General features: G+C 64.9%; 23 protein-coding genes. 10 read left to right on the top strand and 13 right to left on the bottom strand.

The features are described 5' to 3' along the window. Window positions 1–48 precede the first annotated feature (48 nt). Window positions 49–186 carry a winged helix-turn-helix transcriptional regulator gene (locus tag ASE31_RS31860; RefSeq protein ID WP_369819477.1) on the top strand — a complete coding sequence of 46 codons (138 nt, stop codon included), beginning with the start codon at window positions 49–51 and terminating at the stop codon, window positions 184–186. A 235-nt stretch (window positions 187–421) separates the two neighbouring features. Here ASE31_RS31860 and ASE31_RS20780 read toward each other — a convergent pair whose 3' ends face one another. From ASE31_RS20780 to ASE31_RS20765, 4 genes are all read right to left on the bottom strand, one after another. Continuing rightward, window positions 422–1,177 carry a zeta toxin family protein gene (locus tag ASE31_RS20780; protein ID WP_057203690.1) on the bottom strand — a complete coding sequence of 252 codons (756 nt, stop codon included), beginning with the start codon at window positions 1,175–1,177 and terminating at the stop codon, window positions 422–424. Further along, complete coding sequence (locus ASE31_RS20775) at window positions 1,174–1,422, bottom strand: hypothetical protein (protein WP_057203855.1); 249 nt, start codon at window positions 1,420–1,422, stop codon at window positions 1,174–1,176. Before ASE31_RS20775 ends, ASE31_RS20780 begins: the two co-directional genes overlap by 4 nt. Window positions 1,423–1,487: 65 nt before the next feature. Further along, the gene (locus ASE31_RS20770) at window positions 1,488–2,132 is read right to left on the bottom strand and encodes a protocatechuate 3,4-dioxygenase (protein WP_200961149.1); all 645 of its coding nucleotides are present in this window, start codon (window positions 2,130–2,132) and stop codon (window positions 1,488–1,490) included. A 46-nt stretch (window positions 2,133–2,178) separates the two neighbouring features. Further along, window positions 2,179–3,039 carry a MurR/RpiR family transcriptional regulator gene (locus ASE31_RS20765; protein WP_057203853.1) on the bottom strand — a complete coding sequence of 287 codons (861 nt, stop codon included), beginning with the start codon at window positions 3,037–3,039 and terminating at the stop codon, window positions 2,179–2,181. Between the two features lie 125 nt (window positions 3,040–3,164). Here ASE31_RS20765 and ASE31_RS20760 point away from each other — a divergent pair, with 125 nt between their 5' ends. Together ASE31_RS20760 and ASE31_RS20755 are read left to right on the top strand one after the other, a co-directional pair. Continuing rightward, the gene (locus ASE31_RS20760; protein WP_057203689.1) at window positions 3,165–4,169 is read left to right on the top strand and encodes a tripartite tricarboxylate transporter substrate binding protein; all 1,005 of its coding nucleotides are present in this window, start codon (window positions 3,165–3,167) and stop codon (window positions 4,167–4,169) included. A gap of 4 nt (window positions 4,170–4,173) precedes the next feature. Beyond that, on the top strand, window positions 4,174–5,130 hold the full coding sequence (locus ASE31_RS20755; protein WP_057203688.1) for a succinylglutamate desuccinylase/aspartoacylase family protein: 957 nt from the start codon (window positions 4,174–4,176) through the stop codon (window positions 5,128–5,130). A 9-nt stretch (window positions 5,131–5,139) separates the two neighbouring features. Here the strand turns inward: ASE31_RS20755 and ASE31_RS20750 are convergent, their stop codons facing one another. Continuing rightward, window positions 5,140–5,916, bottom strand: coding sequence for a helix-turn-helix domain-containing protein (locus tag ASE31_RS20750; RefSeq protein WP_057203852.1), 777 nt, complete (start codon window positions 5,914–5,916; stop codon window positions 5,140–5,142). A gap of 352 nt (window positions 5,917–6,268) precedes the next feature. Between ASE31_RS20750 and ASE31_RS20745 the strand changes: the two genes are divergently transcribed. From ASE31_RS20745 to ASE31_RS20735, 3 genes are all read left to right on the top strand, one after another. Next, entirely contained in the window at window positions 6,269–6,925 is a 657-nt protein-coding gene (locus ASE31_RS20745; protein WP_235514716.1) for an MSMEG_1061 family FMN-dependent PPOX-type flavoprotein, read from the top strand. After that, complete coding sequence (locus ASE31_RS20740) at window positions 6,912–7,646, top strand: siderophore-interacting protein (protein WP_057203687.1); 735 nt, start codon at window positions 6,912–6,914, stop codon at window positions 7,644–7,646. The genes ASE31_RS20745 and ASE31_RS20740 overlap by 14 nt, the downstream gene beginning before the upstream one ends. Before the next feature lie 92 nt (window positions 7,647–7,738). Next, on the top strand, window positions 7,739–8,395 hold the full coding sequence (locus ASE31_RS20735) for a 2'-5' RNA ligase family protein (protein WP_057203686.1): 657 nt from the start codon (window positions 7,739–7,741) through the stop codon (window positions 8,393–8,395). A gap of 278 nt (window positions 8,396–8,673) precedes the next feature. Here ASE31_RS20735 and ASE31_RS20730 read toward each other — a convergent pair whose 3' ends face one another. The 4 genes from ASE31_RS20730 to ASE31_RS20715 all read right to left on the bottom strand — a co-directional run bounded on the left by ASE31_RS20730 (window position 8,674) and on the right by ASE31_RS20715 (window position 15,772). After that, entirely contained in the window at window positions 8,674–11,307 is a 2,634-nt protein-coding gene (locus ASE31_RS20730) for a diguanylate cyclase domain-containing protein (protein ID WP_057203685.1), read from the bottom strand. 151 nt (window positions 11,308–11,458) lie between these two features. After that, a complete protein-coding gene (locus ASE31_RS20725) occupies window positions 11,459–13,087 on the bottom strand; it encodes a methyl-accepting chemotaxis protein (RefSeq protein ID WP_057203684.1) in 1,629 nt (542 codons plus the stop codon). A 202-nt stretch (window positions 13,088–13,289) separates the two neighbouring features. Then, window positions 13,290–15,005, bottom strand: coding sequence for a PAS domain-containing methyl-accepting chemotaxis protein (locus ASE31_RS20720; protein WP_082604284.1), 1,716 nt, complete (start codon window positions 15,003–15,005; stop codon window positions 13,290–13,292). Window positions 15,006–15,052: 47 nt separating this feature from the next. After that, window positions 15,053–15,772 carry a helix-turn-helix domain-containing protein gene (locus ASE31_RS20715; protein WP_057203683.1) on the bottom strand — a complete coding sequence of 240 codons (720 nt, stop codon included), beginning with the start codon at window positions 15,770–15,772 and terminating at the stop codon, window positions 15,053–15,055. 153 nt (window positions 15,773–15,925) lie between these two features. On the opposite strand from ASE31_RS20715, the gene ASE31_RS20710 reads away from it, so the two are divergent. The 4 genes from ASE31_RS20710 to ASE31_RS20695 all read left to right on the top strand — a co-directional run bounded on the left by ASE31_RS20710 (window position 15,926) and on the right by ASE31_RS20695 (window position 20,676). Next, a complete protein-coding gene (locus ASE31_RS20710; RefSeq protein ID WP_162261426.1) occupies window positions 15,926–17,476 on the top strand; it encodes a PAS domain-containing sensor histidine kinase in 1,551 nt (516 codons plus the stop codon). Continuing rightward, entirely contained in the window at window positions 17,473–18,114 is a 642-nt protein-coding gene (locus ASE31_RS20705; protein WP_057203681.1) for a response regulator transcription factor, read from the top strand. Before ASE31_RS20710 ends, ASE31_RS20705 begins: the two co-directional genes overlap by 4 nt. Window positions 18,115–18,334: 220 nt before the next feature. Next, window positions 18,335–20,302 carry a bifunctional diguanylate cyclase/phosphodiesterase gene (locus tag ASE31_RS20700; RefSeq protein ID WP_057203680.1) on the top strand — a complete coding sequence of 656 codons (1,968 nt, stop codon included), beginning with the start codon at window positions 18,335–18,337 and terminating at the stop codon, window positions 20,300–20,302. Window positions 20,303–20,343: 41 nt separating this feature from the next. Continuing rightward, window positions 20,344–20,676 carry a hypothetical protein gene (locus tag ASE31_RS20695; protein WP_157412598.1) on the top strand — a complete coding sequence of 111 codons (333 nt, stop codon included), beginning with the start codon at window positions 20,344–20,346 and terminating at the stop codon, window positions 20,674–20,676. A gap of 68 nt (window positions 20,677–20,744) precedes the next feature. On the opposite strand, the gene ASE31_RS20690 is transcribed toward ASE31_RS20695, so the two are convergent. From ASE31_RS20690 to ASE31_RS32745, 4 genes are all read right to left on the bottom strand, one after another. Beyond that, complete coding sequence (locus tag ASE31_RS20690; protein WP_057203678.1) at window positions 20,745–22,034, bottom strand: HD-GYP domain-containing protein; 1,290 nt, start codon at window positions 22,032–22,034, stop codon at window positions 20,745–20,747. 66 nt (window positions 22,035–22,100) lie between these two features. Further along, entirely contained in the window at window positions 22,101–23,654 is a 1,554-nt protein-coding gene (locus ASE31_RS20685) for a chemotaxis protein CheW (protein WP_057203677.1), read from the bottom strand. Between the two features lie 52 nt (window positions 23,655–23,706). Next, complete coding sequence (locus ASE31_RS20680; protein WP_057203676.1) at window positions 23,707–25,068, bottom strand: PAS domain-containing methyl-accepting chemotaxis protein; 1,362 nt, start codon at window positions 25,066–25,068, stop codon at window positions 23,707–23,709. Window positions 25,069–25,220: 152 nt separating this feature from the next. Beyond that, on the bottom strand, window positions 25,221–25,851 hold a 631-nt coding region (locus tag ASE31_RS32745), incomplete at its 5' end, for a methyl-accepting chemotaxis protein (RefSeq protein ID WP_235514708.1).

The raw sequence follows: 25,851 nt of genomic DNA, 5'->3' as shown, positions 1-25,851 counted from the left end.
CCCTGTCCGCACCGCTGGCGCTCGGCCGATCAACTCGACCTGCCGGGATTGCTGGTACGCCTGGCCGAAGCGATTGACCAGGAAGTCGGAAGCACGGCCAATCTGGCGCGCAAGATGGGCATTGCCCGCACGACGGTGGAGGCCCGCCTGACAAGGCTGGAGGCGCAGGGGTTGATCTGCGGCTAACGGGTCACCAAGACCCATACCTCGGTGCTGCTGGCGCTACCGGTGGACCGCAGCGCCTGACAACGCGGTGCGGAAAGTGCGTAAGCAGGCTCCAAGTGCGCGGCACCACATCGATTGCTGGGGCGACGCGGGTTTCACCACCGATGGTGTCTGCGTGAACCCGGGCGAACTGCACCATGGGTGCATGGTGCTTTACCGCTGGCGGTGGGGTTTTACAAGGCTGGCGCTGAACGGTCTACTCGAACTGGTCCCACAGCGCTGTTTTGAACCAGGCGGGCATTTCGTCGGTCTTGAGTTCGATTTGTGCGCTGTGCATCGTGTCTGAGCCGGTGGTGATCACTTCAGCGATCCAGACACGCTCAGCCCCGGAGTTGTCAAAAATGTACGCCCGGTCTGCACTGGATACTGCGTCTGAGAGCAACTCAAGGCACCGCACGTACCTGCTGCGAATCTTGTCTTCCGCAACAGGATGTCCGCCTGTCTGCACGCGGTACTGAACACGGGCCACATTGATGTCTGGGTCTTCCGTTGCCACGAAATAGAGATAGGTGCGGTAACCGGCTTGCTGTGCTTTTCGCAGAAATTCGATCTTGTCCGGTGAAGACATGACGGTTTCAAACGTGAACGACGTCTGTGCTTTGAGCAATTTGTGCCGGACAAAATCTGCCAATACCGATGCGAAGTAGGAATTCACGGCAACCGGGCCGAATACGATCCTGCTATCCTCCAACGTCAGCTGCTGGGCTGACCGGAGCAGTCCTGCGTTGCTCAGGAGGGTCGACGCACGAAGAAAAGCCAGGAGCTCGGATTCATCGGCACTGACCATGAATTCGGCCAGATCCATGTATCCGTTCGTGCGAATGGATTTTTCGATCTCATCGGCGTTGACGTAGACGCCGAGCCACTGGGCTGGCAGCATGTCCTTGATGGTGCTTTTCCCAGAGCCATTCGGCCCTGCAAACATGCGCAGTCGGGGAACCTGCGCCGTCATGCCTTGCGTGCCCGCACCCGTGTCGAGCCGATTGCGACGGCCATGGGTTTGGAAATATTGCGAATCACGCGCACCGCCCCCTCCGCGGTGGTTTCAATCAGCTGCCCATTGCGCGCCTCTATCACTTTGCCGGTCGTCGTGAGGGCCTGTAGATATGCCTTCTGAAAAGCGCTTCCCGCCAGCACTGGTATGCGGGCTTCCAGGCGCAGCATGGACTCTTCGCTGATGGGGGACGGGGTGTTCATGGGGTGCTCCAAATCGTTCTCTATGCTACTTCACTTGAGCGTCGCCAGGCCCTCGCGGGCCTGCCTCAGGCCGCGACCACGATCGGAAAGCGCGCCTGCAGCCCATCCGCGCCACGTGTGAACGGCACCGTGAGCGCATCGCGCCCGGCTTCGGACAGGTTGCGCCACAGAAAATCGCGCGCATTGCCCGCATCGCCGGCCACGTAGAGCTGCGTGGTCAGCAGCTCGCGCGGGCCCAGGCGCACCTTGAAGTGCACGTGCGGCGTGCGCCCGCTGTAGGGCATGGGGCGGATGGTGCGAAAGCGGTAGCTGCCGTCTGCCCCCACGGCCACCTTGCCAAAGCCCTGGAAGGCCCCGTCGGCCTTGTCGCCGTCGCCCGGGTGGTGGTAGTGGCCGTGTTCATCGCACTGCCAGATTTCGACCTGTGCGCCGCGCACGGGCTTGCCTGCCAGGTCGGTCACCGTGCCCTCGACCCAGGCCGGTTGGCCGGCCCGGTAGCTGAGCTGGCCGTTGCGCAGCAGGTCGTGGTCGGCATCGTCGGGCAGGCGCACGGGATAGAAAGGCCCCTCGGTCTGCGACGGGGTGGCAATGCGTGCCGCAGCCGGTTGGGCCCGGGCGCCCAGCCAGAGCGCGGGAGCGACTACCAGGGCAGCGGCGACGGTGCGCCGGGGCAGGGCGGTGGTGGTGGGCGCTGGCGTGGGGGTGTGCATCGCCATGTGAGCGCAGGGCGGGGCGCGAGTTCCCGCACAGGTGCCGTCAGCCCGGGTTTTCCTTCCAGTGCTTGGCCCAGAGGGCCTCGCCGCGCTCCAGCGCCGCGCCCAGTTCCTTCTTGCGGCGCTGGGCCACGGCCATGATGAGCGCGTTGGAGACCGACAGGGCGGCGGTGTACGAGTCGAACGGCGATGCGCTGGAGGTGCGCACCAGCAGCACCTGGTGGGCCGAGGCCACGGGCGGCGCGGTGGGTGCGTCGGTCATCACCACCACCTGGGCGCCTTGCTCCCTGAAGTATTTTGCGGCGCGTGTGATGGCCAGCGAGTGGCGGCGGAAGGTGGGGGCCAGCAGCACATCGTGCTCGCCGATCCAGAGCATTTCATCTTCCACGAACAGGGGCATGGTCGCGGCCATCAGCCGCACGTCGGGCAGGCACAGGTTCAGGTGCAGGGCCAGGTGGCTGGCAATGGGGGCGCCGTGGCGCTGGCCCAGCACGTGCACGCGCGCCTTGCGCTGGGTGAGCAGGCGCACAGTGGCCTCGAAGGCCGCAACGTCGAGCGCGGCGAAGGTGGTGGCCAGGTTGTGCTGGTCGTGCAGCAGCACGTTGTCCAGGCACGAGCGGATGGAGATGTCGTCGCCGATCACGGCGCTGGCCCGCGTGCCGGGCGTGGCGAGCAGGGCTGTCACCTCAGAGCGGGCTTCCATCTGCGCCTGGGCATAGCTTTCGTAGCCCAGCTTGACGAGCAGGCGCACCACGGTGGAGGCGCTGGTGTTCACCTTGCGCGCGAGCTGCGTGGCCGATTCGAGCAGGCCCTGCGGGTGCTGGGCCTGCAGCTCGGCGACCAGGCGCTGCTCGCTCTTGGTGAGCTTCTTGCCGTAGCTGGCGATGCGTTGGTTCAGGTTCATGGCCATGGGATTGTGCGCAGATCTGGCGAATGTCCATTTTGCATATGTTGTTGCAAAATTGAAATCAAACTGCAAGAATATCTTCAAATATTTCCCTGCCACTGCTCTACCACCCCAGGAAGCCCATGAACTCCACATCCCCTGCCTCCACCCTGCGCCGCCGCGAGCTCCTGGGTGCAGGCCTTGCTGCCGCCGCTGCCGCATTGCCTTTTGCGGCCTATGCGCAGGCCTTTCCCTCCCGCCCGGTGACGCTAGTGGTGCCGTTCCCTGCGGGCGGCTCGGTGGACCTGATCGCACGGCTGTACGCCGAGCCGTTGGCCAAGGCGCTGGGCACTTCGGTGGTGGTCGACAACCGGGCCGGTGCCGGCGGCTCTATCGCCAGCGCCCAGGTGGCGCGCGCCAAGGCCGATGGCTACACGCTGGTCGTGTCCTCGCAAAGCTCGCACCTGGCCAACCCGCTCACGCAGTCCAATGTGGGCTATGACCCGATCAAGGACTTTGCCTCCATCGCGCAGCTGGCGCGCACGCCCAACGTGCTGGTGGTCAACCCGGCCGTGCCGGCCAAGACGCTCAAGGAATTCATCGCGCATGTGAAGGCCAACCCCGGCAAGCTCAACTTCTGCAGCGCGGGGCCGGGCAGCATGGGCCAGCTCAATGCCGAGCTGTTCAAGAACGCCACCCAGCTCGATGCGGTGCACGTGCCCTACCGGGGCGGCGGCCCGCTGGTCACGGCGCTGATGGCCAACGAGGTGCAGTTCGGCCTGGACAACCTCGCGCCCTTCCTGCCCCAGATCCAGGCCGGCAAGCTGCGTGCGCTGGCCGTGGCCGCGCCCACACGCCTGTCGGTGCTGCCCGATGTGCCCACCTTCGAAGAACTGGGCTACCCCTTGAGCAACTCCACCTCGTGGATCGGCCTGGCCGCGCCCGCGAAGACGCCGCCCGAGGTGCTGGCCGCGCTGTACAAGGCCGTGCGCTCGGTGGCCGAGCAGCCCGCGATGATCGAAGCGCTGCAAACACGCGGCGCCCTGGTGCCCGAGGCCCTGTCATCCGCACAGTTCACCGCGATGATGGGCGAGCGCCTGGCGGTGTACGGCGACCTGGTCAAGCGCCTGGGCATCCGGGGTGAGTAAGCCGATGTCGACGCAAGCCGCCTTCGCCCCCGACAATTCGCCGCTGGAGGTGCTGCCGCGCGACCTGTCGGCTTACCGCCAGAGCAACACCGGCATCGCCTATGTGCACCGCTTCGAATCGGGCCGGCCCGGCCCGCACGTGCTGATCAATGCGCTCACGCATGGCAATGAGATCTGCGGCATGGTGGCCGCCACGCACCTGCTCGACACCGGTGTGCGCCCCAAGGTCGGCACGCTCACGGTGAGCTTTGCGAATGTGGAGGCTTACGAGGCCTTCGACATCGACCGGCCCTACGAGAACCGCCAACTGGTGCACAACCTCAACCGCATCTGGTCGCCCGAGATGCTGGACGGCAGCGAGCAAAGCCCCGAGCTGCGCCGCGCGCGCGAGCTGCGCCCGGTGCTGGCTGCGGCCGACAGCATTCTCGACATCCACTCCACCCGTGCGCCGGTGCAGCCCTTTTGGGTCTACCCGGAGTTCGCGCGCAATGCTGCATTGACTCTGGCCGTGGGCAACCCGCTGGTGCACCTGGTGATGCCCCCGGGCTCGGCACCGGGCACGGGGGTGATGTCCTATGCCCGCCATGGCGACCCGGCCAGCGACAGCCTGGGCGCGGTGGTGGTGGAGTGCGGGCAGCATTTCAGCCAGTCATCTGCCGACCTGGCCACCGACGTCACGCTGCGCTTTCTGGCGCACCATGGGCTCATCGACGCCATGCCTGCACCCGCCGACAGCGCGCCCGCGCGGCGCTTTCGGCTGCTGGAGGTGCACCTGGTGCAGACGCAGCAGTTCGCCTTCACGCGGCCGGTCATCGGCTTCGAGACCTTTGCCAAGGGCGAGCTGATCGCGGTGGACGCCGACAAGGAGATCCGCTCGCCCTGCGACGACTGCACCATCTTCATGCCCACGCGCGACCCGGTGGTGGGGCGCGAGGGGGTATACCTCACGGTGCAGGTGTAGATCGCCTGTTCACAGCCGCAGGCGGTAGGCCGCAGGGGTCTCCCCGAAGCTGCGCTTGAACAGGGTGATGAAGGCGCTGGCCGTGGCGTAGCCCAGGTCCAGCGCGATGCTGTTCACCGGCACATTGGCGGCCAGCATCTCCAGCGAGCGCATGAGGCGCGCGCGCTGCCGCCAGGCGGTGAAGTTGAAGCCCGTTTCCTCCACGAAGCGCCGGCTCAGCGTGCGCGAGCTCAGGGCCGCCCACCGGGCCCAGGCCTCCAGGTCGCGCCCGTCGGCCGGGTCGGCGATGAGCGCACGCGCAATGCGCTGCAGGCGCACGTCCTTGGGCAGGGGCAGGCCCAGGGGCTCGACCGGCAGGCTGCGGATCTCGTCCAGGATCACCCCGGCCACGCGCGACTGGCCTGCGTCCAGCGGGCCCAGCGGCCACTCGGCCGCGCGCAGCACCGCCTCGCGCAGCAGGCCCGAGGTGCGCAGCGTGCAGGGCCTGGCGGGCAGGCCCTGGCAGGCGGCAGGCTCGACATACACGCTCCAGCCATGGAAGGGGCCATGCGATTGTGCCGCGTGCAGGTGGTGCGGCGGCAGCCACACGGCATGGATGGCGGGCACGACCCATACCGCGTCCTGCACCCTCACCGAGATCAGCCCGCGCAGCGAGCCGAAGAGCTGGCCGCGCGCGTGCTGGTGCGGCTCGGTCATGCGCTCGCCGTCCTGCGTGCCGGCGAGGGCGATGACCAGCGGGCCGTCGGGCGCGTCGATGGTGGCGAGGTCGAGCTTCAGGTCGGACATGGGGACGGTGGTGGCGGAGTGAATGGCGGCATCGAGCAATCAAATGGCGCATGCAGTCTACAGCCGCCAGGTAAATGCATCTTATTCTTGTTTGCATCGCATCAACAGGAGTCAGGCCATGCGCGCACAGGATGTTCTTCCGGACCATGTCAACGAAGTGGAGGTGGGCGGCGTCACCGTCCGCAAGGGATCGGTGGGGGCCTTCCTCGCCAATGCACGGGTGCTGCAGCACCCCGGCGCATCCGCCGAGGCCCGGGCCGCCGCCGCAGGCGACATCAAGGCATTGGCGCCGGCGCTGCGCGCGCTGGGGCTGTTCGACGTACTGGAGGTGCGGGACCCGCAGTTGCGCGCCCTGGTCGAGCCGCCTGTGCCAGAGCCGGTGGCGGCAGATGCCCCCGATCTCGATGCGCTGTATTCGCCGCCGTCCGAGATGATCCAGAAGGCGGTGCTCGACCGCCTCATCGGTTCGCACGAAAGCTACCTCAAGGCCGCGACCTTCTTCTGCCTGGCCACGGGCAGCGCCCAGGGGCTCGATGCCTCGCCGCGCGGCGGGCCGCCGGGCTTCGTGCACGTGCTCGACGAACACACGGTGGCCTTTGCCGACTGGCCCGGCAACAACCGCATCGAGTCCCTGCGCAACCTGGAGCGCGATGACCGCGTGGGCATGCTCTTCATCTTTCCGGGGCTGGAGGTGTTCCTGCGCATCAACGGCCACGGCAGGGTGTCCACCGCCCCCGAGCTGCTGGCCGAGCTGGCGGAACAGGGGCGCACGCCCAAGACCGCCACCGTGGTGGCCATCACCGAAGTGCTCATGCACTGCGGCAAGGCGGTGAACCGCGCCAAGCTGTGGGCCCCGGCGTCGCAGGTGGACCGCGCCAGCGTGCCCACGGTAGGGCAGATGCTGGCGGAGCTGACGCGGCTGGGTGGTGCCACCACGCAGATCGGCGAGGAGCAGGTGGGGCAGATCAACGCGCACTACGACCACGAGGTGCGGCATGCCCTTTACTGAGGAAGAGCGCAGGCCGGGCCTGCTGGAGCGCACCTTCGACCGGCTGCTGCTGCGCAACACGCGGGTGGCGGCGGTGCAGAGGGTGTCGGAGCGCTTTCGACTGATAGACCTGGAAGGCGATGCCCTGCAGGGCGCGGCCTGGGCGCCTGGGCACAAGCTGCAGGTCAAGGTGGCCGGGCCGTTCACGGCGCGCACTTTCACCCCCATCGTGTTCGATGCGGTGCGAGGGCACACGCGCCTGCTCGGCTATGCGCATGGAGCCGGGCCCGGCAGCGACTGGCTGCGGCGCGTGCAGGTGGGCGATGCCTGCCAGGTCTTCGGGCCGCACCGCTCGCTGGCGCTGGGTGATCTTGCGGGGCCTGTGGTGCTGCATGGCGACGAGACATCCTTCGGCCTGGCCGCTGCGGTGGTGGCGGCCATGGCCGGCCGTTCCGTGCCGCGCTGCGTGTTCGAGGTGGAGTCCCGTGCCGAATCCGCGCTGGCGCTGCAGGCGCTGGGCGTGGGGACCGCAGTGCTGGTGACGCGAAGCGACGAGGCGCTGCGCATGCAGGCGGCCAGCGAACTCTGGTCGCAGTGCAGCGGCGACGGCACGCTGTTCGTGCTCACCGGCCGGGCGCAGTCGATCCAGCAGGCCCGCCAGGCACTCAAGGCGCGCGGCGTGCCGGGCTCGCGCATCGTGTCCAAGGCGTACTGGGCGCCGGGAAAGGCCGGCATGGACTGAGGGACCATGGCACGGTTGCATCTGTTCCTGCACCGCACTGGACAAGCGGGCCCGCGAGCGCTAGTGTGGTGACCAGTCCATGGAGCCACGCCATGCCACACCAGCTGTCCTTGCCAGGGGTGGAACCCGCCGAGCCACGTCCCTCCCGGCCGCCCTCCAGGCGCGCGCCAGAGCAGCGCGCGCGGCCCCACCACCTCTTCTTTGCGGTGCTGGCCGAACCTGCGGCCGCGTGGTGTGCAGACCGCCTGCGCCGCGACCTGATCGCACGCCACCAACTGGCCGGCAGCGAGGTGCGCACCGAGCGCCTGCACCTGACCCTGGTCTCGCTGGATTGGCATGCAGAGTTTTCTGAAGCCATGGCCCTGTGGGCGGCGCGTGCAGCAAGCGGGGTGGACATGCCGGCCTTCAACATCCGGCTCGACCGCTTTCTCAGCTTTCACCGGCGCCGGGGCAATCGCCCGCAGGTGCTGTGCGGCGACGGCGAAGGGGTGGCCGGCTTTCTGGCGCTGTACCAGGCACTGCACGATGCGCTGCAAGCATCCTGGCCGGGCCCGCACCCCGTGCGTGCCGCGCCGGTCATCACCCCCCACATGACCTTGTACTACAGCCCCCGCGACGTGGCAGAGCACCCCGTGCAGCCGCTGTGCTGGACGGTGCGCGAGTTCCAGCTGCTGTACAACCGGCTGGGCTCGGGCGGCCCCTACCGGGTGCTGGGGCGCTGGCGGCTGGACCACCACCGGTTTCACTAGGAGTCTGTCGGACTTGGAGCGTCGAAAGCGAAAATCGGCCTCAGCGAGGACAGTTTTTGCCGCATTTGCAGCCCCATAGCCAGGCTATGGGGCAAAAAGACGGTGAAAAATGGACCGCTGTGGCCGATTTGCAGCCGACGATTTCCAAGTCCGACAGGCTCCTATGGCCGGACAGCTCGCGCGGCGGGCAGAAGCCTGAGGTACGCCGCCGCAAGCAGCCGAAGTAGGCACGCTCGCCCACTCTGTCATGCGGGCCGTGGGCGTCGCCCGCTTCCGGTTCAGTCGTACAGCTGGAACTGGTTTCGTCCTGCCCTCTTGGCCTTGTACATCGCGGCGTCGGCATTGCGCAGCAAGGTGTCTGGATCACTGCCGTTGCCTGGATAGAAGGCGACTCCCATGCTGGCAGATACAAGGGCTTCCTGCCCATCGCGAAGCTGGACACTTTTGCCCACCTCCGCCTGGATCCTGGCCAGCGCAGCCAGGCATTCGCCGCGGCTCTCGAGTTCTGTCATGAGCAGGACGAATTCGTCGCCGCCCAGCCGGCTCACCGTGTCGTTGGCGCGTATGCTGGCCTGCAGCCGCCGGGCGATCTCCTGCAGCAGCAGATCTCCCGCCGCGTGGCCGAGCTCATCATTGACTTTCTTGAATCCATCCAGGTCCAGATAGCAAGCAGCCAGCAGGCGGTTATTTCTTGCCGCGTGCGCCATGCCTTGCTGCAAGCGATCCGCGAGGAGGAGCCTGTTCGGAAGACCGGTCAGTCCGTCATGGAATGCGATGTGCTCGACATGCGCCTGCGCCTGTTTGATGGGCGTGATGTCGGTGAACATCCAGAGTGACTCGCCTGTGTCGCCCGAAATGATCACACCGTTGGAGTCGATCCAGATACGCTGGCCATCGCGCCGGCTCATTTCGAGTTGCCGGCGATAGTGGCCTCCCTGCAGAAGCAGGGGGTAGGCTGCGGCACCTTCAGCGGCAAACGTCTCTTCATCCACATGCAGCCGACGGGTTGGAAGGCCGATCATTTCGCCAGGCGCGTATCCGAAGATCCGGTCCATCGCGGGGTTCTTCCAGACGATTTCGCGGTTTCTGATTCTTGCGATGCCGATCATGTCGTTGTCGAGCATCGCTTCCTGTTCGCGAGAGAGCTTGCTCAGTTGCTCTTTGGTGCGGTGCAGTTCGGTCATGTCAAAAACCGCTGTGCGGCTTCGCAGGAAATTTCCCTGCCCGTCGAGCACGGCGCTGGAGTTGATGCTCACGCGACGCCGGCTTCCGTCGCGGCAGACAAGATCGATTTCCACGCCATCCAGGCTGCCATTGGCCTTGATCTGTGGAAAATTTCGCTCGAACGTGGCCCGGCCCTGCTCGGTCAGGAATTCGAAGGCATGCTTTTTTCCAACGACTTCGCTGCGCGTGTAGCCCAGCCAGGACAGCTGGGTGGCATTGATATGCACAAAGATTCCATTCGCATCGAGCGAGTGGTATCCACAGGGTGCGTTGTCATAAAGGTCGTGGATTTCCTGTGCCGAGGCCGCGAGTTGGCGCTCCATTTGCTTGCGGGCCGTGATGTCCCGGGCTGAGCAGAAGACCAGTTCCTGGTCTTCGATGCGAACCCCCGCGCTGTGGATTTCCACGTCGATCAGGCTTCCGTCGGAGCGCCTGTGCCGGGTGGCGAACTTGCGGCGTTCGCCCAGTTCAAAGGATTGGAGCCATTGTTGGATGACCCCCTGGTCAATGCTGGCGTCCCAGGTGGAGACATGCCTGCCAATCAGTGCATTGCGTTCGTAACCCAGCATGGACGCAAAGAGATCGCTCAATTCAACGACCATGCCGTCGCGCGTGAGCACGTGCAGGCCATCGCTGGCTGTGAGCAATAGCCCATGGTTGCGGCGCCCTTCGCGCAGCAGTGCGCTGCGCTGTACGCTTTCCAGTTGCCAGGCCCGCAGCACCAGCGTCGAAGCCCCGAAGAGCACGATCAGCACCACCGCCGTCAGCCCGCCGACCAGCAGGGCCTGCTGGCGCCAGAGCCCGAAATAGGTCGCTCGGTCGAAGCCGACGAGGACGAGCAGGGGGTGATTGCCCACCTGCCGATAGGCTGTGATTCTTTCGACCCCGTCCAGGGCTGTTGTGGCGACGAAGGATCCACGCCGGGGATCCCTTTGCATCGCCTGAACCAGTACCTCCGAGACATTGGTGGTCCCGACCGGGAGGCTTGCCGTTTGGCTTGGCACATGCCTGCCCACCAGCTGCATCGAATGGGTTCGCAGTGTGACGGCACCCATCGGTCCCACGTCGACCGAAGCGAGGATTCGCTGGAAGTGGTCAATGGGCATATGGGCATAGACGACCCCGGAAAATGCCCCTTCAGACGAGGCAAGACGGCGGGCCAGGACCATGACCCAGCGCTTGTCTGTGCGCGTGAGCACGGGGCCGGAGATCACCAGGCCACCGTCTTTCGCATCCCGCGCCAGGCGGAAAAACTCCCGGTCGCTCAGGTCGAGGTGCTCGTCTGCCGCCACCCCGGTGCCAACGCGAACGATGCCATCCGCGTCGGTGATGCGAAGCCCGTGCAGATCCGGGGTGAGGGCCTCCTGCCCAGCCAACACGAACTCGGCGAAAGACCGCTCCGCGAGGCGGGTGCCTGAGAGGGCGGGGCGAACCTGAACGATGACGTTCTGCAGCGCGGTGTCGACCTTCAGAACTTCGGTGTCGATGGTTTGCTGCAGGGTCGCCGCAAGGTTTTCCGCTGCGACCTGCGCCTTTTGCTCGAAGGCATCGTGGCTGGACTTCAGTGACACGACGGCCAGGGTGCTGATCAGCGCCGATAGCGCCACCACGCCAATCTTGAGCCAGCGGTTGAAACGGCCCTGCGCGGGCGTCCGCAGGTCCACTGTGGGGCGCAAGTCGACAGCCATGGTTGTATGAATAGTTCTCGGAATTGTGGATTCATTTTTTGTTGCACAAGCTCGCCTTCCCCAGATGAAGGGTTTGCGGCGCTGTATGCCAAGGGACTGAATTGGCTTCAGGCCGGGCAGGCTTGGGCTGTCGCTTTCAGTGCGGCCGGGTTCAAGCAGCGCCAGAAGCTCGCGTATGGCCAATGAGGGCCAGGCGAGGCACGCCATTGGCCAGAGGCAATGCGCGGACATTGGGCAACTTGAACTGGGCAACGGTTTCCACAAGTCCGTGCGCCTGGTGGCTCAGGCTCGATGCAGCAGCAGCCATCTCTTCGACCAGGGCGGCGTTTTGCTGGGTGGTCTGGTCCATCTGCGTCACCGCCTCGTTGATCTGGTCCACCCCCATGCTCTGCTCGCCGCTGGCGGCACTGATTTCGCCCATGATGTCGGTAACGCGCCGGATGGAGTTGACCACCTCGCCCATGGTCTGGCCTGCACGGTCCACCAGGGCGGTGCCGGCTTCCACGCGTTCCACGCTGGCACCGATCAGTCCCTTGATTTCGCGGGCCGCCGAAGCGGCACGGCCTGCAAGGTTGCGCACTTCGGTGGCCACGACGGCAAAGCCCCGGCCCTGTTCACCTGCGCGGGCAGCCTCTACAGCCGCGTTCAACGCAAGGATGTTGGTCTGGAAGGCAATGGAGTCAATCACGCCGACGATGTCCGCGATCTGCACGGAACTCTCGTTGATACTCTTCATGGTGTGCACCACTTCGGCCACCACGGCACCGCCCTGCAGCGCTACGGTCGATGCGCTCAATGCCAGTTCATTGGCCCTGCGGGCGCTTTCGGCGTTCTGGCGCACTGCAGAGTTCAGCTGTTCCATCGAGGCCGCGGTTTCCTCCAGGGCGCTGGCCTGTTCTTCGGTGCGCGAGGACAGGTCGGTGTTTCCCTGGGCAATCTGCTCCGAGGCGCTGGCGACGTTTTCGGAGCTCTGATGCACCGAGGAAACCATGGCCACCAGGCTGTCCTGCATGCGCTTGAGTTGTGCCATCAGGCTGGTGGTGTCTCCATCCTTGAGGGCGATGGCCACCGTGAGGTCGCCCTGCGCCACGCTCGTTGCCAGATGGGCAGCAGTGCCAGGCTCCGTGCCCAGCTGGCGGATGATGCTGCGGGCCACCAGGTAGCCGAAACCCAATGCAAACAGAAGGCCCATGCCGATGGACAGGGCGACGAAGAGCTGCGTGTTCTGGTAGGACGCGACTGCGTGTTCGTATTCGGCGCGCGCGGTATCCAGCTGCACCTGCACCAAGCCCCCCAGCACGTCCTGCAAGGGGTCGAGTGCAGGGTACATGTCCTTGGCGGCAAATTGGGTCAATGCGGCCAGGTCGCCTTTCTGAAGGTGTCCCTCCAGGATTTTTACGGAGCCGTCGGCGGCGGGCAGCAGCTTTTTGAACTGCTCCACCAAGCGAGTTTCTTCAGGCACCAGAGTGGTGGCCAGGTAGGCATTCCAGTTGTCGCCGATCTCCTTCTTGGCCTTGCTGATGGAGTCCAGGCCTTGCTGGGCGGTCAACGCACCGTCGCGCACCTTGTGCGCCGTATCAACGATGTTGACCGCATAGGCGTCGGATACCAGCTTGATCTGCTTGAGTGGTACCACCCGGTCCTGGTAGACGGTGTTCAGGCCTGCGTTGGAACGTTGCATGCCCATCAGCCCCGCAGAGCCGATGACAGCCATCAAAGCACACAGGGCTACAAGGAGGAGGGAGAGGCGGGTGGATATTTTGGTTTGTTGGAAGTTCATGAAGGGATCAGCTTGGGATGTGTTGATGGTTTGGAACTAAATCAACGCCGGCCTACCCTGGAACGCACTCCAATCAGGGCGACGGGCCGAAAGGCCCATCCAGATGGTGATGACGGTGTTTGACTTTGAGTGATTCTATCATTTAAATCATATATGGCAATTGTGTTGCTTTTATGCTTTTTTAATTCAAAGCGGCCCAGCCCTAAGGCAGTTGGAGGGTGCGGCCCAACGCGGTCACCCCTGGGCCTCTATTTGCCACTTGGGGCTTTTTTCCTGCATGCGCCATCACCCTCCCTGTGGCTCTTTGCAGCGCTGGCGCCCTCTGTTGAAGTGGGCCAGGGCGACTGGCACTGCCATGGATGTGGATCTGAAACACCGAGATGGCGCGCTGCACTGTCTCGGCGCTTTGGCTGAGGGTGCCCGCTGATGCGGCCGACTCTTCCACCAGGGCCGCGTTTTGCTGGGTGACGGTGTCCAGCTGCAGCACCGCCTCGTTGACCTGGGAGATGCCCTGTGACTGCTCCCTGGTGGCGCCGGTGATCTGTCTCACCATGGCACCCACCTCGCTCACGGAGGTGGTGACCTCCACCAGCGTCTTGCCTGCGCCGTGGATGCGTTCAGACCCTTCAGCGATGCGCTGGGCGGCTTCTGCGGTCAGCTGCTGAATTTCCTTGGCGGCAGTGGCGCTGCGTTGGGCCAGCGCACGCACTTCCGTGGCGACCACGGCAAACCCGCGCCCGCTCTCCCCGGCGCGAGCAGCCTCCACCGCTGCATTGAGTGCGAGCAGGTTGGTCTGGAATGCGATGCCTTCGATGACCGCCGTGATGCTGCCGATCTTGCGGGAGGTTTGCTCTATGGCGTCCATCGCCACACGGGCATCCTGCACCGCCTGTTCTCCGCGGCCTGCAATGAGGCCGCTGTCATCGCTGCGTGTCGCCATCACTGAGGCTGTTTCTGCGGTCTGGCGCACTGTGCTTGCCAGTTCCTCCATGGCTGCTGCGGTTTCCTCCAGGCTGGCGGCCTGCGTTTCGGTGCGGCCCGCCAGGTCGAAACTGCCCTGCGCGATCTCCCTGGCGGAGGCGTTGAATCCGGTGATCTCCTTGCGAACATCGCCGACCACCGCACGAAGGTTGATCTGGACCTGGTTGAGCCGGCGCATCAAGGCACCCATGGGCTCGGGAAAGTCAAGGCGTGGGACGCCCGTCAGATTGCATGCCGACAGTTCGCCCGCAAATCGCAAGGCTTCGTGCAGCGCCGCATTCAGGCGCCAGGTGAACCAGGCAAATACGATGCCCAGGCCGGTAGCGAGGATGCCGGTTCGCGCGATGGTCGCCAATGCGCCTTGCCAGTCCATGGCGTCGGGAAGCATCGACAGGGTGGCCACCAGTGCCAGTGCGAAGCCCATGCGCGATGTCAGCGATGACTGGATCGCCGAGGCAGCCAGGCCTCGCACACCCCGTCTGCGAACCTGGCCGGCTGCAATATAAAAGTCCTCCTTGCCGTTCTTCTCCTGCTGTGCCAGCCGCAGGTACAGCGACTGTGCTGCGTCGATCTGCTCCCGTGTCGGCTTGGTGCGAACGGACATGTAGCCGCTGGGCTTGCCCCCTTCCATGATGGGCGTGACGTTCGCCACCACCCAGTAGTGGTCGCCGTCTTTGCGGCGGTTCATGACCAGGCCGGTCCAGGGCTCGCCACCGCCTATGGTCCGCCACATGTCCTTGAAGGCTTGCGCGGGCATGTCGGGGTGCCGGATCATGTGGTGCGGCTGGCCAATGAGTTCTTCGTACGCATAACCGGACACGTCGACGAAGGCGTGGTTGCAGTGCGTGATGACCCCCTGCCGATCGGTCATCGATACCAGTGAATCGGTATCGGGATAGTCGTGCTCGCGGTGGGTGACGGGATGGTTGATCTGCATGGGGAATCCTTCGTAGGAATGGCTGAGTGACAGTGGCGTCAAGCCTGCTAGTGAATGGCTGCTTGCGACTCGTTGCCCAGCAACCTGCCTGCGTCGGCGATGCAAACGTGCCGCTGGTGTACCGTCAGGATTCCTTCCTGGGTCAGCCTGGAGAACAGCCGGCTGACGGTTTCGAGCTTCATCCCGAGGTAGGAGCCGATTTCTGCACGCGTCATGCGCAGCACCAGCTCCGATTCCGAAAACCCGCGTGCATGAAGGCGCTTGACCAGGTTCAGCAGGAATGTCGCGAGCCGCTCCTGCGCCCGCATGCTGCCCAGCAGCAGCATCATCTGGTGCTCGCGAACGATCTCCCGGCTCATCGCCTTGTGCAGGTGCTGCTGCATGGCGGGCAATTCACGCGAAAGCTCGGCCAGCCGGGTGTAGGGAATGGCGCATACCTCCGAATCCTCGAGGGCCACCGCGCTGCCCATGTGGCGCTCCGTGACGATTCCGTCCAGGCCGAGCATTTCGCCGGCCATCTGGAATCCGGTCACCTGCTCGTGCCCCGTCTCGGTGGCCAGGCCTGTCTTGAAAAAGCCGCTGCGCACGGTAAAGAGCGCCTTGAATGCATCGCCGTCGCGAAACAGGTGCTCGCCCCGCTTGATCCGGATGCGCCGAATCGACAACTGGTCCAGACGCACCCGTTGCGATGGCTCCAGGTCCACGGGAAAGCACACATCGCGTTGTGTGCACTGGGAGCAGGTGGCGGTGGTGGAAGCGTTGGTCATGGTGAAGGTCCCCGGTTGGTGTCACGACTGTAGGCAGCCGGTCGGGATCTGGCTGTGGGGAGTTCTCCACTGCGCCTGACGGGAGCTCCGGTCATGTTTCCTTGGCCGCCCTGACAAAGCGAACCTACAATGACCGAAAGAGGGTGGAGCGGCATGGGTGGTGCATCGGTGCATGCGTTGCCTGCCGCCCGGTTCCAACAAGATGCGTACCTCCATTTGACTGACATGCCGCCACTGCCGACCGAGGCACAGACCGGGCTTTCCGACAGCGAAGCCCGGCTGCGGGCGTTGTTCGAATCGGCCATGGACGGCATCGTCACGATCGATGCAACGCAGCGCATCGTGCTCTTCAACAAGGCGGCGGAGCGCATGTTCCGCTGCGAGGCTGCGCAAGCGCTGGGCCACCCGATCACCCGCTTCATGCCCCAGCGATTTCGTGGGCAGCATGCGGCCCACGTCGAAGCTTTCGGCACCACAGGCATCACCACCCGCCGCATGGGCTCCATCGGGGCCATCAGCGGCCTCAGGGCAGACGGGGAGGAGTTCCCCATCGAGGCATCCATCTCGCAGGTGGAGATTGCCGGGCAGAAGCTCTTTACCGTCATCCTGCGCGACGTCACCGAGCGCGTCCAGAATGAGCTGCGTCTGCGCGAGCAGCAGGAGACCCTGGCCGCGGTGATCGATGCGGCCAGCGACGCGGTGATCAGCTGTGACGAGGAGGGGTGCATCGTGCTGTTCAACCCGGCGGCCGAACGCATTTTTGGGCGCTCAGCCGCCAGCATGCTCAATCAACCGCTGGACTCCCTGATGCCCGAGCGCTATCGCAGCGGGCATGGCGCTGACCTGCATGGGTTTGTGGAATCCAAGGTCACGCGGCGCGCCATGGGCGCAGGCCGCGTCAAAGGCGTGCGCGCCGACGGAGAGGTTCTGGAGCTGGAAGCCTCCATCTCGCGTGCGGTGGTCAACGGCAAGCTCACCCTGACGGCGATCCTGCGCGATGTCACACAAAGGGCGCGGGCAGAAGAAGCACTGCTGCGCTACCAGAGCGAGCTGTCGGATCTGGCGCAGCAGCTCATGCACCAGGAAAAAGAGACGACGCAACGCCTGGCCCAGGCACTGCACGACCAGCTCGGCCAGACGCTCACCGCGATCCGGCTCACCTTCGACGCAAGCCCGGCGAACGCTCAGGATGTGCAGGCCAGCGGGAAGGCCAGACAGCAACTGGGCGGCCTGATTGACCAGGCAATCAAGCAGGTGCGCCAGGTCCTGGTGGATCTGCGCCCTCCATTGCTGGACGATGACGGGCTTGCAGCAGCCCTGGACAACGAATTGAGGTCGCGCGACCTCACCCTTCCGGGCATTGACCTGTTGCTTGAAGTCGAGCCCGAGGTCGCGCGCACACGCTGGCCAGCCGATGCAGAGTACGCAGCCTTCATGGTTGCGCGAGAGGCCACCTCCAACGCAGTACAGCACGCGAAAGCCACCCTTGTGAGGGTTGTACTGGCAGGCGATGAAAGCCAGTTTCGGATCGAGGTGATTGACGATGGGCAGGGCTGGCCCCTGGATACGCAGATCGCTCGCCCCGGGCACCTGGGCGTGGTGGGCATGCGCGAACGGGCCCTTGCCACGGGTGCCCGCTTCAGCATTGCGCCGAACCCTGGCGGGGGCACCATCGTGCGGCTGGACTGGGGTGTGCGTCGATGAGCAGGCTCTACCTGGTGGACGACCACCTGATGGTCCGCGAGGGGCTGCGGGCGGTGCTGCAGATCGCCGGCCATGAGGTCGTGGGCGAGACCGCCGACCCCACGGTGGCCGTAGCAGACATTCTGCGGCTGATGCCGGACGTACTGCTCCTGGACCTGAGCCTGGGCGGAAGGTCCGGGTTCGAAGTCCTCGCCGACTTGCAGCGCCGCTCGCTGAGCGTGCGCACCGTCATGCTCACCATGTCGGCACAACCCCAGCATGTGGCCGAATCGTTGCGCATGGGCGCAGTGGGCTATGTCCTGAAGGGTGCGCCATCGAGCGAGGTGCTGCGCGCGATCGAGGTGGTGTTGCAGGGCCGCCGCTACCTTGGCCAGGAGGTGGCGGACCTGGCGGTGCAGGCCCTCACGGCGGATGCAGACGTCGACCCCTTCGGGGCGCTGTCACCGCGCGAGCGGCAGATTGTCGTCATGGTGGTCACAGGCCTGTCCAGTGCCGCCATCGGCCGCGAGCTGCACCTGTCGCCCAAGACCGTGGACACCTACCGCAGCCGTCTCATGAGCAAGCTGGGTACGCCCAATGTGACCGCACTGGTTCGTCTGGCAATGCGCCACCAATTGCTGGGGGCGGACCCTCAATAGCCTGCACCCGGGGGGCCGGCGCAGTGCTGCGGTGGCGACACGATGCCGAGGGCAGGGGAGGCCCGCGGCGGGCTCTTGCGCCTGTGTCGACCCGGTTCCTGTCGAGTTCCCCCCCACCCAGGCCATCGAGACTTCCCCACAGACCCGGCTGCCGGCAGTTCCTACACTGGGCCATCAGGAGCGCGACACGCCCGCTCCCGGTTCCTCTTCAAGGAAACATATGGCCGATCAATCCACAATCTCCATCGACGCACACAGCGCCCACCCCGCATTTGGCAGTGAGGTGGTCGGCATGCTGCTGCAGGCCATGCGGGAATCACCTGCACCGATGGTGCTTACCGAACCGGACGGATGCATCCTCAAGGTGAACGAGGCGTTTGAATGCGCGACCGGCTACGCCATGGACGAATTGGTCGGGCGCAGCCCTGGCATGCTGCGTTCGGGGCTGCAAGGGCGCAGTTTCTACAGCACCATGTGGGCGTCGCTGGGCAGCCAGGGGCGCTGGCAAGGAGAAATCTGGAACCGCCGCAAAGACGGCCAGCTGTCGCAGGAGTACCTGACCATCGTCACCCTGCGTGGATCGGATGGCGTGGCCGCATACCATCTGGGCACCTATGCCGAGCAAGCCTCGCAACAGCTGGGCAGCGGACGTGCGAGGCGCGATGCCGCCACGGATGCAACCACCGGCTTGCTCAGCCGCAAGGCGTTCACCGAGGCCGCCGATCTCCTGAGCGAGAAGTCCCCCCTGGTGCATGTGCTCGCGCTGGACATCGATGGCTTCACGGAACTCAATGAACTGCACGGGCTGGTGTCGGGCGACGCCGTGCTGCGCCAGATGGCGCTGCGCTGCACGGAGGTCGCGGCCGCCGATGGCCGGCCTGCGGTGGTCGCTCGCGTAGGGCCCGATGAGTTCGCCATCGCGCTGGCAGACCCCCATGCGGAGGGCGGTGATGCAGTTCAGTCGTTCGCCTCGCGCCTGTATGCGAAGACGGCATTGCCCTTTGACCTCGGCGAGGGAAAGCACATCCAGATCTCGGTCAGTGTGGGCTTGTCATCGTTGGCGCAGGGGTGTGCAAGCGCTGCCGAAGCACTGCTCCATGCGTCGGCGGCCCGCCAGGAAGCCGTGCCGGGGTTGCCCATGTTGCAATGCTATGAGGCTCAGGATGGACAGCGCCGCATGGCGCTCGCGCTGCGCGATGCGGTGCGCCTGGAGCAGATCACCGTAGCCTATCAACCCAAGGTGAATCTGGCTTCCGGGCAATTGTCGGGAGTCGAGGCATTGGCCCGCTGGGTGCTGCCCGATGGCAGCAGTATCTCCCCTGCTGAGTTCATTCCACTGGCGGAGCGCCGTGGCCTGATCGGATTGATTGGCGACAGCGTGATGGAGCAGGCGCTGGCGCAAATCGCGGCCTGGCAGACGATGGGGTTGGCAGCGCCCGTGGTGGCGGTCAATTTCTCTGCGCTGCAGTTCCAACGCCAAAACTATGTGCAGCACGTTGCGCTCGCGCTGGACCGCCACGGCATTCCTGCCCGACTGCTCGAAATCGAATTGACCGAGTCGCTGCTGTTTGGCGATATCGATGCCGTGATGTTGTCTCTGAAGTCCTTTCGCAACCTGGGGGTTGCACTGAGCATCGACGACTTCGGCACGGGCTATTCCTCCTTGGCCTACCTGCGCCGCTTTCCGGTGCAGTACCTGAAAATTGACCGGCAGTTTGTCTCCGCCATGGGGGATGACGCCAGCGCCTGCGAGATCGTGCGCCTCATCGTGGACATGGCGCACCGGCTGAACCTGCGCTGCATCGCCGAAGGCATCGAAACCGAGGCCCAACTGAAGTTGCTCCAATCCATGGGCTGCGACGAGGGGCAGGGCTTTCTGTTGGCGCGCCCGCTGGACACCAGCGCCATGCAGGGGGTGCTCGCCGGCCGTCTGCCCTGGGCAGCGCTTTTCGAATCGGTGCCTGTGGAATCGGAGCAGGTTGACATGGATCAAGGTGCCCAAGGAGACTGCCAACCACAATCACCCCCTGCACGTTGCAATGGCGACGTTGCCACGGTCCCATTTTCCGAAGGGCTTTTCCAAGACATGCGAGCCGCAGCCGATACCTCTGGCGCCGCCTTCCTGAGCCCGCAGGGAGCACCGAGGGGCCCTGGGCCCTTGAGGAGTGGCATGTGCCAGACAGGCTGAACGCCGTCCGGCAGAACGCTGCACCGTGCAGGGTTCTGACCATGCTGCCGACCCGCTGGCACAGGCAGGCGGTTCAGGCGGTTTGCCGGGTGCGCGATCCCGGCTGCGTCATCACCGACGTACCCAGCGTGACGGATGCGGTGCTGGTGCTCTTGAGCGAGCCCGTCGATCTGATGGTGGTGGACATGGGGCTCGCAGGTGACATGCTCGGGGTGCTGCAGCACCATGCCCGCCGCTCCGCGCCCCGGGCGAAGATGGCCTTGTTCAAGGCAGAGCCGAACTCCGCGAGCAGCGCAGCCACTGGCGATCTGTTGCAAGGGCATTCCTGGTCGGACATGGAGACGGTCCTGGATCATCTGCTTCAGGATGCCTGAGAAGGAGCCGTGGTGAGGTCCGCCTAAATGTGTGGTTTGATGTGTCGCGCGGGGCTCCCCTCCTGCTTTCAGCGAGAAGCTGAAGGCAGGCCCGACCACAGTTCGTTGAGGTCCGGAAAATTCCATTGGTCCGGGTCTTCGCGCGCCACGATCTTCTCGGTACACCCTGGCTCGGCCAGATCGATGCTTACGGGTGGAATGCGCATGTCCGATTTGGTCGAGAAGAACACCTTCACCTTGGGCGAGGTCAGGGACTTCTGGCCCTGCTCGGTCACCACGCCGATGCGCCCGGAGGTCAGCCGCACCAGCGAACCCACGGGGTAGATGCCGATGCTTTTGACGAAGGCCTGGAAGAGGCGCGGGTCAAAATGCCCCTTGGTCCACTCGGCCATGCGGCGCAGCGACTCCGCCGGGTCCCAGCCGCGCTTGTAAGGGCGGTCGGAGGTGATGGCGTCGTACACATCGCAGATGGCCGTCATGCGCGCGATCAGGCTGATTTCTTCACCCTTGAGCTTGTCGGGGTAGCCCGAGCCATCCATCTTCTCGTGGTGGTGGCGGCAGGCATCGAGCACCGAGTCTTCCACGCTGCCGCCCTCCTTGAGCATCAGGTAGCCCTGCACCGGGTGGCTCTGGATGACGGTGAACTCCTCATCCGTGAGCTTGCCTGGCTTGTTGAGCACCGCCAGCGGAATGGCCGCCTTGCCCAGGTCATGCAGCAGCCCCGCCATGCCGGCGCTGCGGGTGTGCTCTTCATTGAGGTTGATCTGCTTGGCAAGAGCCACCATCAGCGCACACACGGCCACCGAATGCATGTAGGTGTAGTCGTCTGCCGTCTTCAGGCGGGCCAGGCTGATCAGCGCGCTCGGGTTGCGCGTGACGGAGTCGGAGATCTCTTCCACCAGGCTGCGCGCATTCTCGGAATTCACCGCCTTGCCCATGCGTGCCTCTTTGAACATCGAGACTACCGCCTGTTTTGACTCCACACAGATGGATGCCGCTGCCTGCAACTCGCTGTGCATGCTGGCGGCAGCCCGTCCCCGCGCACGGCGGGGCGGCGGCGAGGGCGGGGGAGGCGGATCCACCACCAGGGGCGGCATGGTGTCGAGCATGCCGAAATCGGTCTCCACCTGAAAATCCGCCTCCTCGCGCGAGACGGAGCGCACACCGGCCGCCACGTCCAGGCCCTTGGAGGTGTCGATCCAGACCTCTTCGATGGAGGCGGCCTTGATGCGCGCCAGGTCCTTGGGCTCCTTCAAGACGAACTTGGCCCGCCAGAACGGGTGGTCCATCCACGATCCGCAGAAATCGTGCACATACATGCCCAAGGTAAGGTGCTGAATGCTGATGCGCTTGAGCATGAAGAATTTCCCGTTCTGGCTGCGCTTCGGCAGCGATCAAGATTTCAAGATGGAAGAACGCCAGATTCAGCCAGGCAGGGCTTGCCCTTGGCTGGAAGACGTCGTGGCGGAGGTGGCGCCGGAGCCGCTGCCTGGACGGGAGGGCATCGAATTCTGTGCATTCAGGCCATGGTCCTGGAATGCCTGGGCCTGGCGCCCAATGTCCACGATTTCATAGCTGCCTTGTTTGCCGGCCACTTCGGTCGTGAGCACGTTGAGGCGGCGGCCCTTGTTCAGTTGCAGCGAGACAATGGTGCCCACAAACGCGGGTACCAGATCGATGACAGCCTCCACCACCAGCGCGGTCAGCCGGTTCGCTTCTTTCACGATGAGCAGGCGTCGTTCCGGCCCGGTGATGCAATGCACCCCTTCTGTGGCAAGGCGCAGGTCCAGCAGCGGCACCAGTGTCCCCCGCCATTGGTAGTGGGTTGCCAAGGGCAGTGTGGCCCCATCCTCGTCTGCTTCTGCCTTCACGATCTCCTGTATGCCCTTCAGAGGGGTTGCCATGGTACGACCTGCCTGAAAGACCAGGTGTGCTTCTGGTGAGACATTGGCCTCATCTCCAGACCGGCCACCGAGACCCTTGCCCAGGCTGGAGCCTGCTCGGCCGAGCGTTTGCATGTCTTCGGAACCGATGGCGCCCATGGGCAAGGCGCTGAACAGTGCAGTGACCGACAGCAGCTGTATGGGGCGCCCGGCGGGGTCGCCGGGGTCTGAGACCACGCTGGAGCCCAGCGGGGTGACCGCCGGCTGAAGCCGGTCTGACTCAAACCGCTGCACCGCCACGAACTCGTCGACCAGTATCCCCAAGGCTTCGCTTGGCGTGCGGACCACCAGCAGCCACGGTGGCAGCGGGGTGTCGGAAGAGGGGCTTTCCAGCCCCAGTTCCTGGTGGAGCCCAACCACTGGTACCTTGCGCTGGCCCCAGGCGAACACGCCTTGCAAGCCCTTGACCAGGCTCGGCAGCTTTTGCAGGGGCGGGGTCGGCATCAAGGTGCCCACCGACAGCACTGGCACCGCAAAGCGCAACCCTCCCAGCCCGACCACGACGTGGGTCTCCGTGTGGGCAGGGCGTGCGTCGTCGATGCTGCCTTGCTGGGCGGGCCGGTCGTCGGATGCGGAAGACGCGCCCAGCGCCTGGCGCATGGCCGGCTGTTCCTGCACCCAGACCTGGGTTTGCTGCAGAAGATGCTCTGTGTCCAGCAGGGGAACCGGGTGCTCGAACCCCTTGACGTGAAGGACACTGTGGAACAGCTCGTGCGCAGCGCTGTCATGGTGTATCTGGTGCACGGCGCCAGGCTCGACCAGCACGATGCCCACCGTGCGTTCGATGGCTATGCCGGTCATGCGCCCTGATTTTTGCAGGATCATGACCTGCGCATGGGCGGGGGGGCTATCCGCCTGCAGCAGGCTGCCCCAACAGGTCAGGTCCACGATGGGTACCACCTGTCCCCGGTGCTGGAATACGCCTACCAGCACACGTTCGCTGCGCGGCAGATGGGCGGCCGGGCCGTTGAGCGGCAATGCCTGGCCCACTTCGTTGACCGGTACGGCCAGGGTGATGCCTGCCGTGCGAACCATGGCATACCGGTTGGCCCTGGGTGGAGGGAGAGAGGACGAAGTCGACACTGCTTCAGCCTCCGTTCGCCGAGCCATGCAACTCGGACAGCAGGCGCGCAGCGCTGTGCGTCGCATGGGCCTGCTGCGCCGATGCCTTGTGGATATCCGTCATGGCGGAGCAGGAGTTGCCCACCGCGCGCGTGATGCGCGAAAACACGTCCTCGACCTGCTCCGAGAGCCGGCTGCCCTCTTCGATGCGCAGCAGGGTCTCGGTCATCAACTGGCTGATGCCTTTGGTCGCGGCGGAGGATTTCTCTGCCAGCTTGCGAACCTCGTCGGCCACGACCGAAAAGCCCAGGCCGTGCTCGGCGGCACGGGCGGCTTCGATGGCGGCATTGAAAGCCAGCAGGTTGGTCTGGCTGGCAATGTCGCGGATGGTGTCCACAATGTCGTTGACGCTGCGCGACGCATTCTGTATCTGCCGCGTCGCTTCGCGTGAGCGCTCCAGCAACGCCGTGCCGCCGGATGCCTCCTCCTGGGCCGAGAGAGCCAGCGCAAGCGACTGCTGTGAGCTGCTGGTGATGCCATCGGTAGAGTCCGACAGTTGTTCCAGTACCGCAGATATCTCGGGGACTTTTTCGCGGATGGTTTGTTCCCTGTGGACCTGTTCGGTCACGTCAATCGCGAACTTGACGACCTTGTAGGGATTGCCATCAGCATCCAGGATGGCGTTGTAGGTGGCCTGGATCCAGACCTCTGCCCCATGCTTGCCCATACGCATGTAGCGTCCGCTCTGGAACTGGCCCAGCGACAGATCGGCCCAGAAGTTGCGGTACTCGGCAGACTTCACCAGCTCGGGCGTGCAGAACATGCTGTGGTGTTGGCCCTTGATTTCTGGCAGCGTATAGCCCAGGGCGCGCAGGAAGTTGGGGTTGGCGTCGATGACGTTGCCCTGCATATCGAACTCGATGACCGCCTGTGAGCGCGACAGGGCATCGAGCTTTCCTTCGAATTCGCTGCTGCGCAGCTTTTCGGCCGTGATGTCTGTGGCGAACTTGACCACGCTTTCAGGCCGCCCGTCGGCGTTCAGTACCGGGTTGTAGGACGCCTGTATCCAGATCTCTTTACCCTGCTTGTCCATGCGCCTGTATTCCCCCGCATCGAAATCGCCCCTTCCCAGTCGGTCCCAGAAGAGGGCGTACTCGCGGGACTTGGCAAACTCCGGCGCGCAGAACATGCGGTGGTGCTGCCCCTGCACTTCCTGAAGCGAGTAGCCAAAGGTCTGCAGAAAATTGTCATTGGCGTGCAGGACCCGGCCATCGAGCGAAAACTCGATCACCGCCTGCACGCGGTTGATGGCGGCGTACAGAGCCTGCGTGCGCGGGCCCTGGTCCGCCAGCAGGAAATCTGAGGCGGAGATGGATGTGGAGTTCATGGAGAAGCTCTCGGGAGATGGATTGGTCAGGCGAATCGCTCGGTGTGGAGCCGGGCAAAAGTCAAATGACCAGGGCTTGCTATCTGGGCCGCGCAGCCCCTGCTGCGGCTACTGCCGAAATTGGGGCGCGACGGACAGCAGGCGGCAACTGGTCAGAAGTTTTCCCATTCATCGTTGTTGCCTTGCGCGGGCTTGCCGGTGGCCAGGGCGGGGCTGGTCCGCAACGATGCCGGGCCCGTCAGTGGTTTGGCCTTGGCCTGCGTGAAGCCGCCATTGCCCTTGGGCAGCGCCTTGCGCTGTAACGTGGTGGGGCGCGGCGCGGCGGTGGCCGGGCGGGGCGCTGGGGCCGGCGCGCTGCGGGCGCTGGCATCGAGCTTGAACACCGCCACTGCGTTGACCAGCTCGCCCGCCTGGCCGTTCAGGCTGCTGGCTGCTGCCGCCATTTCTTCCACCAGCGCTGCGTTCTGCTGGGTGGCCTGGTCCATTTGCGTGACCGCTTCTCCCACCTGCGCGACGCCTGCAGCCTGCTCGCTGCTGGCAGCACTGATCTCACCCATGATGTCCGTGACGCGACGGATGGAGGCGACCACCTCGGTCATGGTGGTGCCGGCCTTGTCCACCAGTTGCGTGCCTTGCTCCACGCGCTCGACGCTGGCGGTGATCAGGCTCTTGATTTCCTTGGCCGCTTCGGCACTGCGCCCGGCCAGGCTGCGCACTTCGCTGGCCACCACGGCAAAGCCCCGGCCCTGTTCGCCCGCCCGGGCGGCTTCCACCGCCGCGTTC

It is taken from the genome of Acidovorax sp. Root217 (assembly GCF_001428645.1).
Classification (GTDB): Bacteria; Pseudomonadota; Gammaproteobacteria; order Burkholderiales; family Burkholderiaceae_C; genus Acidovorax.
This window is presented reverse-complemented; position numbering and strand designations above follow the sequence as displayed.